This window comes from Streptomyces sp. WMMB 714 (assembly GCF_900090125.1).
In the GTDB taxonomy this organism is placed as follows: Bacteria; Actinomycetota; Actinomycetes; order Streptomycetales; family Streptomycetaceae; genus Streptomyces; species Streptomyces daqingensis.
The window spans coordinates 114665-126780 of record NZ_FMHJ01000004.1 but is presented as its reverse complement, the minus strand read 5'-3'; the positions used below and the strand labels follow the sequence as shown (position 1 = coordinate 126780).

The 12116-nt window shown below is 69.3% G+C and carries 13 protein-coding genes and 1 pseudogene; 9 read left to right on the top strand and 5 right to left on the bottom strand.

The features are described from left to right. The first annotated feature begins 1 nt into the window (after position 1). From rpmH to H181DRAFT_RS08255, 9 genes and pseudogenes are all read left to right on the top strand, one after another. Entirely contained in the window at positions 2-139 is a 138-nt protein-coding gene (gene rpmH / locus H181DRAFT_RS08295) for a 50S ribosomal protein L34 (protein ID WP_027748981.1), read from the top strand. 24 nt (positions 140-163) lie between these two features. Further along, positions 164-541, top strand: a complete 378-nt coding sequence (gene rnpA, locus H181DRAFT_RS08290) for a ribonuclease P protein component (protein WP_045863649.1) — start codon at positions 164-166, stop codon at positions 539-541. Beyond that, positions 538-783, top strand: a pseudogene (yidD, locus tag H181DRAFT_RS08285) (membrane protein insertion efficiency factor YidD); the annotation flags it as partial. The gene rnpA and the pseudogene yidD, both read left to right, overlap by 4 nt. A 53-nt stretch (positions 784-836) precedes the next feature. Beyond that, positions 837-1976, top strand: a complete 1140-nt coding sequence (gene yidC, locus H181DRAFT_RS08280) for a membrane protein insertase YidC (protein ID WP_045863934.1) — start codon at positions 837-839, stop codon at positions 1974-1976. Positions 1977-1994: 18 nt separating this feature from the next. After that, a complete protein-coding gene (locus H181DRAFT_RS08275; RefSeq protein ID WP_045863647.1) occupies positions 1995-2513 on the top strand; it encodes a Jag family protein in 519 nt (172 codons plus the stop codon). Then, positions 2510-3298, top strand: a complete 789-nt coding sequence (gene rsmG / locus H181DRAFT_RS08270) for a 16S rRNA (guanine(527)-N(7))-methyltransferase RsmG (protein ID WP_045863646.1) — start codon at positions 2510-2512, stop codon at positions 3296-3298. Before H181DRAFT_RS08275 ends, rsmG begins: the two co-directional genes overlap by 4 nt. 356 nt (positions 3299-3654) lie before the next feature. After that, positions 3655-4725 (top strand): ParA family protein, encoded by a 1071-nt coding sequence (locus tag H181DRAFT_RS08265; protein WP_074467774.1) that lies wholly within the window; start codon positions 3655-3657, stop codon positions 4723-4725. Beyond that, positions 4722-5876 (top strand): ParB/RepB/Spo0J family partition protein, encoded by a 1155-nt coding sequence (locus H181DRAFT_RS08260; RefSeq protein ID WP_074467773.1) that lies wholly within the window; start codon positions 4722-4724, stop codon positions 5874-5876. Before H181DRAFT_RS08265 ends, H181DRAFT_RS08260 begins: the two co-directional genes overlap by 4 nt. 105 nt (positions 5877-5981) lie before the next feature. Further along, positions 5982-6599: a GNAT family N-acetyltransferase gene (locus H181DRAFT_RS08255; RefSeq protein WP_045863643.1), complete on the top strand. Its 618-nt coding sequence runs from the start codon at positions 5982-5984 to the stop codon at positions 6597-6599. 184 nt (positions 6600-6783) lie between these two features. Here H181DRAFT_RS08255 and trxA read toward each other — a convergent pair whose 3' ends face one another. From trxA to H181DRAFT_RS08230, 5 genes are all read right to left on the bottom strand, one after another. Continuing rightward, a complete protein-coding gene (trxA, locus tag H181DRAFT_RS08250; RefSeq protein ID WP_045863642.1) occupies positions 6784-7113 on the bottom strand; it encodes a thioredoxin in 330 nt (109 codons plus the stop codon). A gap of 71 nt (positions 7114-7184) precedes the next feature. Continuing rightward, the gene (gene trxB, locus H181DRAFT_RS08245; protein WP_045863641.1) at positions 7185-8216 is read right to left on the bottom strand and encodes a thioredoxin-disulfide reductase; all 1032 of its coding nucleotides are present in this window, start codon (positions 8214-8216) and stop codon (positions 7185-7187) included. Between the two features lie 121 nt (positions 8217-8337). Continuing rightward, positions 8338-9291, bottom strand: coding sequence for an anti-sigma factor family protein (locus tag H181DRAFT_RS08240; RefSeq protein ID WP_045863640.1), 954 nt, complete (start codon positions 9289-9291; stop codon positions 8338-8340). After that, complete coding sequence (sigM, locus tag H181DRAFT_RS08235; RefSeq protein WP_254666761.1) at positions 9288-10085, bottom strand: RNA polymerase sigma factor SigM; 798 nt, start codon at positions 10083-10085, stop codon at positions 9288-9290. The genes H181DRAFT_RS08240 and sigM overlap by 4 nt, the downstream gene beginning before the upstream one ends. A gap of 59 nt (positions 10086-10144) precedes the next feature. Then, positions 10145-12055: a protein kinase family protein gene (locus H181DRAFT_RS08230; protein WP_045863639.1), complete on the bottom strand. Its 1911-nt coding sequence runs from the start codon at positions 12053-12055 to the stop codon at positions 10145-10147. Between the last annotated feature and the right edge of the window lie 61 nt (positions 12056-12116).

Genomic DNA, 12116 nt, shown 5'->3' with positions numbered 1-12116 from the left:
AGTGAGCAAGCGCACCTTCCAGCCGAACAACCGTCGTCGCGCGAAGACCCACGGCTTCCGGCTGCGCATGCGTACCCGTGCCGGCCGTGCGATTGTTGCGAACCGCCGCAGCAAGGGCCGCAGCCGCCTGTCGGCCTGAGCGCCTGACCCACAGGTCCATGCCGTGCTGCCTACCGAGAACCGGCTGAGGCGGCGCGAGGACTTCGCGGCCGCGGTACGCAGAGGACGCCGGGCGGGCCGCCCGCTCCTGGTCGTACATCTGCGCAGCAACAGCAGCTCAACGGACCCGCACGGAGCGGGGGGAGAAGCTCCCCCCGCGCGTGCGGGTTTCGTCGTCAGCAAGGCGGTCGGCAACGCCGTGGTGCGCAACCGCGTCAAGCGGCGCCTGCGGCATCTGATGCGGGAGCGTCTGACCCGGTTGCCCGCAGGTAGCCTGGTTGTCGTACGGGCGCTGCCGGGCGCGGGCGAGGCCGTCCACGAGGAGCTGGTGCGCGACCTGGAGGCCGCCTTGGGGCGGCTGCTTGGAGGGCCTTCGTCATGAAGTACCCGCTGCTGTGGCTGATCAAGCTGTACCAGTGGACCATCAGCCCGTTGCTCGGGCCGGTGTGCCGCTACTACCCGTCGTGCTCGCACTACGGCTACACCGCCATCGGGCGGCACGGGGCTGTGAAGGGGACGGCACTGACGGCCTGGCGCATCCTGCGCTGCAATCCGTGGTCGCCCGGTGGTGTCGACCACGTACCCGCCCGGAAGCACCCGGTCTGGCACCAGCGGTTGCGTGACCGCCGGCAGCATCACCGGACCCCGTCCAACGCCCAAGGAGCCTGATGAACTTCCTGGACACGATCCTGAGTCCTCTCTATACCGCTGTCTCCTGGATCATTGTCCAGTTCCACTCGCTGTTCAGCCTCTTCTTCAACGAGGACAGCGGATGGGCCTGGGGTCTATCCATCTTCTTCCTGGTGGTCGTGATCCGGATCGCACTGATCCCGCTCTTCGTGAAGCAGATCAAGTCGACACGGAACATGCAGGCGCTCCAGCCCAAGATGAAGGCGATCCAGGAGCGCTACAAGAGCGACAAGCAGCGTCAGTCCGAAGAGATGATGAAGCTGTACAAGGAGACGGGCACCAACCCGCTCTCCAGCTGCCTGCCGATCCTGGCGCAGTCGCCGTTCTTCATCGCGCTCTTCCAGGTGCTGAACCACATCGCCAACAACAGGCCGGTCGGCGTACTGACCGCCGAGCAGGTCGACAGCGCGCGGAACGCCTCCGTCTTCGGCGCCCCGATCGCCGCGAAGTTCCTGGACAGCGCGGACAAGGTCGCCGAGCTGAGCGCCTCGCTCACGGACGTGCGCGTCGTCACGGTGATCATGATCCTTCTGATGTCGGCGTCGCAGTTCTACACGCAGCGCCAGCTCATGACGAAGAACGTCGACCTGACCGTCAAGACGCCGTTCATGCAGCAGCAGAAGATGCTGATGTACATCTTCCCGATCATGTTCGCCGTCTTCGGCATCAACTTCCCCGTGGGTGTGCTGGTCTACTGGCTGACCACCAACGTGTGGACCATGGGCCAGCAGATGTTCGTGATCAAGCGCAACCCGACTCCGGGCTCCATCGCCTACAAGCAGCGCCAGGAGAAGCTCCGCGCCGCCGGGAAGCTGAAGGAGGACCCGAAGGAGGTCGAGGCGCGGGAGGCCGTCGAGGCGGCGCGTGCCCGCCGGCAGCAGCCGAAGCGTCAGTCGAAGTCCCAGCGGCAGCAGGCGAAGCCGGGGGCCGCGGGCGGTGCTGAGGACGCGACGACGGAGTCGTCCGACGAGGAGCCGTCGAAGGCGAAGCCGCAGTCGAAGACCCAGCAGCCGAAGTCGCAGCAGCGGACGGGTCAGAAGTCGGGCGGCCAGAAGTCCGGACAGAAGAAGTCGGGGCAGCAGCGCAAGGGCGGCCCGCAGCGCCCCAAGCACCCCTCCAAGAAGTAGCGAGAAGGAGCCCAAGCCGTGACGGAGACGACAGACACCACGGAAGCGACTGCCGTGGAGGAGACGGACTCGTTGTCCCACCTGGAGCAGGAAGGTGAGATCGCGGCCGACTACCTCGAGGGGCTCCTCGACATCGCCGATCTCGACGGTGACATCGACATGGACGTCGAGGCGGACCGTGCCGCGGTGTCGATCATCAGCGAGGGCCCCAGCCGGGACCTGCAGAAGCTCGTCGGACGGGAAGGCGAGGTCCTGGAGGCGCTGCAGGAGCTGACGCGTCTGGCGGTGCACCGGGAGACGGGCGACCGCAGCAGGCTGATGCTGGACATCGCGGGCTTCCGTGCGCGCAAGCGTGAGGAGCTCGCGGAGCTCGGTGCCAAGGCGGCGCAGGAGGCCAAGGGCACGGGCGAGCCGGTCAAGATGCGTCCGATGACGCCGTTCGAGCGCAAGGTCGTGCACGACGCCGTCAAGGCGGCGGGGTTGCGCAGCGAGTCCGAGGGCGAGGAGCCACAGCGCTGCGTGGTCGTGCTGCCGTGACCGACCGGTCAGCCGGCCAGGCGGGGCCGCCGGACGGAGGCCCCGCGAAGGCCGGGGAGCTCGCGGAACTCGCGCCGCCGCCCGAGGCGGCCCACAGGCTCTTCGGCGACCGCCTGCCGGAGGTGCAGCGCTACGCCGAACTCCTCGCGGACTCGGGCGTACGGCGGGGGCTGATCGGGCCGCGTGAGGTTCCGAGGCTGTGGGAGAGGCACCTGCTGAACTGCGCGGTGCTCTCGGAGATCGTCCCCGAAGGCGTGACGGTGTGTGACGTCGGCTCGGGCGCCGGCCTGCCGGGCATCCCCCTCGCGCTGGTACGTCCGGACCTCGACATCACCTTGCTGGAGCCCTTGCTGCGCAGGACGACGTTCCTGGAGGAGGTCGTGGAGCTGCTCGGACTCGACCATGTCTCCGTGGCTCGGGGGCGGGCCGAGGAGATGCTCGGGTCTCTGCAGCCCGTGCACGTGGTGACGGCTCGGGCCGTTGCCCCGCTGGACCGTCTGGCGGGCTGGGGCGTTCCCCTGCTGCGGCCGTACGGCGAGATGCTGGCCATCAAGGGGGACACGGCCGAGGAGGAGCTGCGCGGCGCCCGGGACGCCCTGCACAAGCTCGGTGTCGTGGAGACGTCCGTGGTGCAGGTCGGCGAGGGGGTGGTCGACCCTCTGTCGACGGTGGTGCGTGCCGAGGTCGGAGAGAGCCCCGGTGGTGTGCGCTTCGCAGCCCGTAGGGCCAAGGCCCAGAGGGCGCGTTCGGGGCGGGCCGCACGGAACGGTCGCCGCAGGCGCTGATGCCTTCCCGCACAGCGCGTTTCCGGCCGCGCCGTGCGGGCCCAGCCTCACGAGACGGCGGTCGGTGAGGCAGCTGAGCAGCTGAGGGGGCGGACGAGGGGCCGCAAAGCCCCGATAGTTATGTCCGTCTACTCCATAAAAGCCCTTTCAGTCAGTCATCGCGGTGTGTCGTCCTGGTGTGCGGGTGCCGTCTGTGCATCGTGTTTCACGTGAAACGCCGCTCTCTCTTGCACGGAATCATCAGTCGCGGACGCGCACAGGCCGCTCAACGCGACCAGAAACCTACTCACAAAACCCGGTCCAAGGTGGATTCGTCCACAACTGAGCGGGCCTCGCTGGTTCATAACGCCGAAAGCATGGCAGGCTCTGTTCAGCACGAGCCTGATGTCGAGGAGAGTGAACCCTTGCGGTCCGACGCCAATACCGCGGGACCGATGGCCGATCCGGTCCCCGGCCCCCGTTCAGAATCGGTCGACGTTTCACGTGAAACGCCGCCTCCGATGGACGACACGCCGATCGGCCGCGCTGCCCAGCAGGCGGTAGAGGCGATGAACCGCGCTGGTGAGGGCCTTCCCAGGCCTGAGCAGACGCGGGTGATGGTCGTCGCCAACCAGAAGGGTGGAGTCGGGAAGACGACCACCACCGTGAATCTGGCCGCCTCCCTGGCCCTTCACGGTGCGCGGGTTCTCGTCATCGACCTGGATCCACAGGGCAACGCCTCCACCGCCCTGGGTGTCGACCACCACTCCGAGGTGCCGTCGATCTATGACGTCCTGGTGGAGAGCATGCCGCTGGCCGACGTCGTCGTTCCGGTCCCGGACGTCGAAGGGCTCTTCTGCGCGCCCGCCACCATCGATCTCGCCGGTGCGGAGATCGAGTTGGTGTCACTGGTGGCGCGTGAGAGCCGGCTGCAGCGGGCGCTGAGCGCCTATGAGCAGCCACTGGATTACGTCCTCATCGACTGCCCGCCGTCGCTGGGTCTGCTGACGGTCAACGCACTCGTGGCCGGAGCCGAGGTCCTCATTCCCATTCAGTGCGAGTACTACGCGCTGGAGGGGCTGGGGCAACTGCTGCGGAACGTCGATCTCGTCAAGGGGCACCTCAACACCAAGCTCCACGTCTCGACGATCATCCTCACGATGTACGACGGCCGTACCCGGCTCGCGTCACAGGTGGCGGACGAGGTTCGCAGTCACTTCAGTGCTGAGGTGCTGCGCACCAACATCCCCCGCTCGGTCCGGATCTCGGAGGCTCCCAGCTATGGGCAGACGGTGCTGACCTACGATCCTGGTTCCAGCGGTTCGCTGTCCTACCTGGAGGCGGCTCGGGAGATCGCGCTGCGTGATCCGAACGTCCAGCGCCGCCACGAGCAGTCGGCTCAGCAACTGCAGCAGCAGAACAGCACCATGTCGGAGGGCACGCAGTGAGTGATCGACGTAGGGGACTGGGCCGGGGTCTTGGCGCACTGATCCCGGCAGCACCGGCGCCCGGCGCCGATGAATCGGGCGGACCGGCGGTCGGCGCGAACGGTGCGACCTCACCCAGCGCGGTGCCGGTGATGACACCGGAGCGTGGGGTGGCCGCCGCGAAGGTCACCTCGCTGCCGGACAGCGAAGCTCGGGACGACGTTTCACGTGAAACGGCCGGCCGGCCCGAAGGGGAGTCGGGCAAGGACAGTACGGCGAGCCTCGAGGACGAGCCTGTCGGTGCCCACTTCGCCGAAGTGCCGCTGGAAGCGATCACCCCGAACCCGCGTCAGCCGCGTGAGGTCTTCGACGAGGACGCGCTGGCGGAACTGGTCACCTCCATCCAGGAAGTGGGTCTGCTCCAGCCCGTCGTCGTACGGCAGTTGGGGCCTTCGCGCTACGAGCTCATCATGGGCGAGCGGCGCTGGAGGGCCTGCCGGGAGGCCGGTCTGGAGCGCATTCCGGCGATCGTCCGCGCCACGGACGACGAGAAGCTGCTTCTGGACGCGCTGCTGGAGAACCTGCACCGGGCTCAGCTGAACCCGCTGGAGGAAGCGGCGGCGTACGACCAACTGCTGAAGGACTTCAGCTGCACGCACGACCAACTGGCCGACCGCATCGGGCGCTCGCGCCCCCAGGTCTCCAACACGCTGCGGCTGCTGAGGCTTTCGCCTTCCGTGCAGCGGCGCGTGGCGGCAGGTGTGCTCTCCGCGGGGCACGCACGTGCCTTGCTCTCCGTGGAGGACGGCGACGAGCAGGACCGGCTCGCGCACCGCATCGTCGCGGAGGGCCTGTCGGTGCGGGCGGTCGAAGAGATCGTCACCATGATGGGGTCGTCGCCGAAGAGCGCGCCCAAGTCGAAGCCCCGGGCCGGCAAGAGGGTCTCCCCCGCGCTGGACGAGCTGGCGGGCCGTCTCTCCGACCGCTTCGAGACCCGGGTGAAGGTGGACCTCGGTCAGAAGAAGGGCAAGATCGTCGTGGAGTTCGCCTCCGTCGACGATCTGGAGCGGATCCTCGGGCAGCTCGCGCCCGGAGAGGGACGCGTACTCGGCAAGCAGCTCTCCGCCGAGGCCGCCGAAGCAGAGGGGAAGACCGAGTCCGACGAGAGCTGACACACCGCCGTAGCCACGGGGCGGGCTCTCGCGAGTTCCCTCGTCCGGATTGAATCGGCTCCCGCTCACCCCGAAGAAGCGTCGCCCCATGGATACGATGGATCCATGGGGCGACAGCTCGTTCCGCTGACACTGGACAACCTCCCGGATCTGCCACGGCGTTGCCGCGCCTGTGTCTTCTGGGAGCTCGACCCTGTGAGCGGGGAGGCGGCGGCGCGAGCGGGCAGGCCCGGGGTGGAGAAGGAAGCGTGGATCTCCGCTGTCCTTCTGGAGTGGGGTTCCTGCGGCCGCGTCGTCTACGTCGACGAGAAACCAGTGGGATACGTGCTGTACGCGCCTCCCGCATACGTGCCCGGCTCGCTCGCCTTTCCCACGAGTCCCGTGGCGCCGGACGCGGTCCAGTTGATGACGGCGTGGCTCTCTCCGTCCCATCGGGGGCAGGGGCTCGGACGGGTCATCGTGCAGACGGTCGCCAAGGATCTGCTGCGGCGGGGCTTCAAGGCGATCGAAGCCTTCGGAGACGCGCGCTGGACCGAACCCGCCTGTGTGATCCCTGCGGATCATCTCCTCGCCGTCGGCTTCAAGACCGTACGGCCGCACCACTCCTATCCCAGGATGCGGCTGGAGCTGCGCTCGACTGTCTCCTGGCGGGAGGACATGGAGAGGGCCCTCGACCAGTTGCTGGGAGCCGTTCAGAAGGATCCGGTGCTGCGGCCGCTGTGATGCCCCGACGGCTGAAGCCTTCTGAGCGAAGCCTCCGCGAGGGTTTTGTGCCGCTCGGTGGATGCCGATGGGAGCGACGGTCCACCGGCGCATCGGTGTTTCACGTGAAACGGCCCGGCGCGAACGCCGGGCCGTTTCGGTTGCGGGGCTGAAGATCGACTGGCCCGCTGGGTCACGTCAAGGATCAGCCGATGAACTCGGCGAGGTCCTTCTCGATGGCTGCGCGCGGCTTGGCGCCCACGATCGTCTTGACGACCTCGCCGCCCTGGTAGACGTTCATGGTCGGGATCGACATGATCCCGTACTTGGCGGCGACAGCCGGGTTCTCGTCGATGTTGAGCTTCACGACGGTGAGCTTGTCGCTGTTCTCCTCAGCGATCGCCTCCAGGGAGGGAGCGATCTGACGGCACGGACCGCACCAGGCAGCCCAGAAGTCGACGAGCACCGGCTTGTCGCTCTTGAGCACGACCTCGTCGAAGTCGGCGTCGGTGGCGGTCACGGTTGCACCGGCCATTGTTGGCACTCCTTGTTTCTCGTGATCTATCAGGTGTGAGCGTGTGAGCGTGAGCTGGGGCGGCGGAAGCGTCAGGCGACGGCGGTCTTCTTGGCCGCCTCCTTGGCGGCTTCCTCCGCTGCCCGCTCCGACTCCTCCGTCATCTCGGGCTCGGAGACCTGCGTGCCGTCGAGCTGGGCGGCGAGGTAGCGCTCGGCGTCGAGAGCGGCGGCGCAGCCGGTGCCGGCGGCGGTGACCGCCTGACGGTAGGTGTGGTCCACCACGTCGCCGGCGGCGAAGACACCGGGCACGTTGGTCCGCGTCGAGGGGGCGTCGACCTTGAGGTACCCCTCCTCGTCCATCGTCAGGACGTCCTTGAACAGTTCCACGCGCGGGTCGTGTCCGATGGCGACGAAGAGACCGGTCACCGGGAGATCGGACGTGGCGCCCGTTTCGGTGTCCCGGAGCGTCAGCCCCGAGAGCTTTCCGTCCTTCTCGTGGATGGACTCGACCTCGCTGTTCCAGGCGAAGGAGATCTTCGGGTCGGCGAAGGCGCGCTCCTGCATGGCCTTCGAGGCGCGGAGCGTGTCCCTGCGGTGGACCACCGTGACGGAGTCTGCGAACCGGGAGAGGAAGGTCGCCTCCTCCATGGCGGTGTCCCCGCCGCCGACGACTGCGATGTCCTGGTTGCGGAAGAAGAAGCCGTCACACGTGGCGCAGTAGGAGACGCCGCGGCCGGAGAGCTCTTCCTCCCGGGGGAGCCCGAGCGTCCGGTAGGCGGACCCGGTGGAGACGATGACGGCGCGCGCCTCGTGCACAGTGCCCGCGGAGTCGGTCACCTTCTTGATCTCGCCCGAGAAGTCGACGGACGTCACGTCGTCCGGGATCAGCTCCGCGCCGAAGCGCTCCGCCTGGCCGCGCATCTGGTCCATGAGCTCCGGGCCCATGATGCCGTCGGAGAAGCCGGGGTAGTTCTCCACCTCGGTGGTGTTCATCAGCGCACCGCCCGCGGTCACGGAGCCCTCGAAGACCAGCGGCTTCAGTGACGCGCGTGCCGTGTAGAGCGCGGCGGTATAGCCGGCGGGCCCAGAGCCGATGATGATCACGTTGCGGACGTCGCTCACGGGAGTCTTCCTTGTCTGCCGACTGCTTTCCGGACCTGTGTGGTTCTCACCCCACCCAACGGATCCTAGGGGGCAGACATTCCCTGCGGGTGCGCGGTGGGGGCGTGGAGGGCGGCGCGTCTCAGCGGCGCTGGTAGGTGCGCTTGGTGAGGACGTCGGCCGGACCCGCCTTCTCGCCGGTCACGCAGGCGGCGTCGACGAGGTAGGCGTCGACGCGCTCCGAGTCGCCTCGGTGCGGCAGCACCACGAGGTACCCCTTGGCGCCGTCGTGCTCGGCTGACGCGTCGACGGCCAGCGGTGCCTCCGTCCGGTTCAGCCCTTCCTTGATGCAGGACGGGACGGACGTGGCCGGACCCGCGAGCGGAGAGTCCCCGGGGCTCTGCTTGCTCTTGAGGTCCGGAGTCTTCGAGCCCCGGGACTTCTCGGCGGAGTGCTGCTGTGCCAGCAGGGTGTGCACCTGCTTCTCGAGGCCGCCGTCGGCGGCCCCCTGCCGGCCCTCCTCCGACGCGTCGGAGGCCGTGGGTGGCGCAGACGGGCCGAGCGACTGCCACACCACTCCGCCGATGCTCAGTGCGACGACCGCGCCGGCACCGGCCAAGACTGCCGAGCGCCAGCGGCGCGAGCGGCGAGTGGGGCGATGGCGCCCGGGGCGGCTGGTGCCTCCGGGGTGGCCCGCGGGATGGGTGTTCGGCCCCTTGCGAGTGAGCGCCGTTTCACGTGAAACAGAGGATCCGGCACGGGACGAGGAGCTGCCCGCGGGGGCATCGGTTTCACGTGAAACATGACCGCTGCCAGAGGGGGACGCGTCGAGCAGTGCTTCCGCGGCCAGAGCGGCGTCGATGCGCCCGGCGACGTCCTCCGGCATGCGGGCGGGGCCCGGCAGTGTGCCGAGCGAGTTCCTGATCTCCTCCAGGGACGCCCGTACGTCCGCGCACACCTCGCAGGCGGAGAGGTGCGCATGCACCGCAGCCGTACGCTCGGGGCTGAGCAGATCCTCGGTGAGTGCGGAGATCTCTGCGACTTCCGGGTGGTCGTCGGTGCCGTGCACGTCGGACGTGAAAGGGGTGGATGTCATGCCTGCTCTCCTCCTCCCTTCACGGCTCCGGGTTGTCCTGTGACGCCTTCCGGTGGTGGGACGGATCGTCCCTGGCTCCGGTTCCTTCCCCTCTCGTGCGGTGACGTATCCCTCTCCTCACCGTTCGGCCGCAGATGGCTGACCAGCGGCAGCAGCCGGGCTCTCCCCCGCGCGCACCGGCTCTTGACCGTGCCGACGGCGACGCCGAGGACGTCGGCCGCTTCGGCGACCGGGTAGCCCTGCATGTCGACGAGGACGAGCGCGGCGCGCTGCTCGGCCGGGAGCTGGGCGAGGGCGGTGACGAGCTGACGCTGGAGATCCTGGCGTTCGGCCGGTACCTCCGCCGATTCGTGCGGCTCCAGAAGGAGGTCGAGGCGCTCGGTGTCGTCGGTGAGCGAGGTGCGCCGGGAGGTGGCCTTGCGGGCGCGGTCCAGGCAGGCGTTGACGGTGATGCGGTGGAGCCACGTGGTGACGGCGGACTGGCCTCGGAAGGTGTGGGCGGCGCGGTAGGCGGAGATGAGCGCGTCCTGGACGGCGTCCGCCGCTTCCTCGCGGTCTCCGAGGGTGCGCACGGCGACGGCCCACAGTCGGTCGCGGTGGCGGCGCACGATCTCGCCGAACGCCTCCGGGTCGCCGTCGACGTGGCGCGCGAGGAGTTCGCGGTCGTCGGGGGCGTCCGGGTCTCCGGCCTGTGCGGGAACGGGGGGGCCGGCGGTCGTGTCGGCCGCCCTGAGCCCGCCTCTTCCTCGCTTGGGGCGGCGGCGTATCGCCTTCCCGCCGCGTTCGTCGCTCACCGTCGGACGCCTCCCGTCATCCTCGCCCGCCGGCTGGGCCGCGCGTCAGTGTCGAGGTATCAGCTCTGGACCTGGATCTCCGTGATCCGGCCACGGTAGTTGCCGTCGTCCGAGAGTGGGAGCTTCGTGAGCCACACCAGTACGTACTGAGTCCGGATCGGTTTCTTCGCCTTGAGGGTCAGGTGCTCTCCGGTCCCCTCGTTGACCTTGCTGAAACCGCCCAGGGAACTCGGCATGCCCGTGGCGCTCTTGGGCGCGGCGTAGAGAGAGGCCGCTGTGGCGCCGATGAAGTCGACCTTCACCGAGCTCACCTGCTGCTGCTTGCCGAGGTCCAGGATGAGTCCGGCGCCGGGCTTGAGGTTCCCGAAGTCGGGGCGCCCGATGTACTCCTGCGTGAGCCAGTAGGTGCTGTGGGAGCCGTCGTAGGCGTCGGGGACGTCCGCCGGGTTCTCGCTGCCGTTGCCACCGGGCGGCGGGTCGAAGTCCTTGGCGTCGACGATCTTCACGGGCTTGCCCACAGCGCCCTGCTCGTCCGGTCCGCTGACCTGACCGCCTTCGTCGCTCGCGGAGCTGTCGCCCTTGAGCAGGGTGTCGGCGAGTTGCCAGCTGCCGAGGCCGAGAGCGGCGACGAGGAGGGCGGTGACGCCCCACTTCAGTGCTTTGCCGGTACGTCCGGGCAGTGCGGGCGGTGCCGGAGGTTCACCGCCCGGCCCGCGGACCGGTGCGGTGCCGCGTGCGGGGCCGGCCGTTCCGTGCGCGCCCTGCTGGTAGGCGGTGCGCTGGAACTGCCGCGGCGCGCTGAACGAGGGCTCCGGCGGGCGGATCCGGGGGAGCGCGGAGACGGCCTTGGCGAGCTCTTCGGGGGTGGCGCAGGGCCGGGCCTCGCTGGACGCGGTGGCGCCGTCGTTGACGAGTGCGCGCATGGCGAGCTGGGAGAGGCCCCGGTGGACGCCGGCACGGATCTGCTCCGGCGCGGGCAGGCTGTCCTTGGTCAGCGAGCCGACGCCGGTGAGGCCGTACGCGTCTTCCTCGTACGGCCAGCGCTGGGTGAGCGCCGCGTAGAGGACGGCGCCGATGCCCTCGGTGTCGGTGCGCTGCGGGCTGTCGCTGCGGATGCCGCGCAGGGCGGCGCTGACGGCCAGACCGCGAACGCGGTACTGGCCGGAGCCGGTGCGCAGCACCGTGCCCGGCGTCAGCCGGAGATGGGCGAGGCCCTCGCGGTGGGCGGCGGCCATCGCCTGGGAGAGCTGGGTGACGAGCTGGTAGGCGTCGTGCGGCTCCAGCGGGCCGGAGGCGAGGATCTCGCTGAGCGGAGTGGCGTCGGGAAGCCACTCGCGGACGACGTAGACGAGGTCGTTGTCCTCCACCGCGTCGAGGACCTGCACGAAGCGGGGGTCGCCGAGCAGTGCGGAGGAGCGGGCGGCGGAGAGGACCGAACGGGCGCGGGGGTGGCCCGTGGGGAGGACGTGGACGCCGACGGCGCGGCGCAGTTTCTCGTCGACCGCACGCCAGCTGCTGTATCCGTCCAGACGGGTGACGCACTCCTCCAGACGGTACCGCCGGGCGATCTTGTGGCCGCTGTGCAGATCGGGTGCCGCGGGGGACGCGGACGCATCGCCGGAGGGGGAGCCGGGAGCGGTTTCGCCCCCTGTGAGCGTGGGGTCCGCGGGGGTGTCCGCCGTGCCGGTCGCGGCAGGGTCGGTGGGGAGCGTCGCCGTCGGGGCGTCGGCGCCCGGGACGTCGCTCGGGGCGTCGCTCACGTCGTCGGTGCTCGCTTCGGTGGGGGTGCCGGGGTCTTCGTCGCCGCCGGTGGCTTCGGCGTCCGTTCTGGTCTCCTCGGAGGGCCGGCTGCTGCCGCTGTGTCCGTCCGTAGCGCTGTCGGCGCTGGCTTCGTCCGCCTTGGCGGTGAGCGCTTCCTTCTCACCGCTGCTGTCAGCCACGCCGACGGCAGCTGTGCTCCGTTCCGCCACCGTCGTTCCTGCCTCCCCAGTTCATTGCAGCCACTGTGTGCAATGGCTCGACAATTGTGCC

Bases quoted from the DNA above. Each gene is read 5' to 3' on its own strand.
- trxA (WP_045863642.1), bottom strand. From the start codon at position 7,113: ATGGCCGGTGCAACCGTGACCGCCACCGACGCCGACTTCGACGAGGTC.
- H181DRAFT_RS08265 (WP_074467774.1), top strand. From the start codon at position 3,655: ATGGCAGGCTCTGTTCAGCACGAGCCTGATGTCGAGGAGAGTGAACCC.
- H181DRAFT_RS08255 (WP_045863643.1), top strand. From the start codon at position 5,982: ATGGGGCGACAGCTCGTTCCGCTGACACTGGACAACCTCCCGGATCTG.
- H181DRAFT_RS08240 (WP_045863640.1), bottom strand. From the start codon at position 9,291: ATGACATCCACCCCTTTCACGTCCGACGTGCACGGCACCGACGACCAC.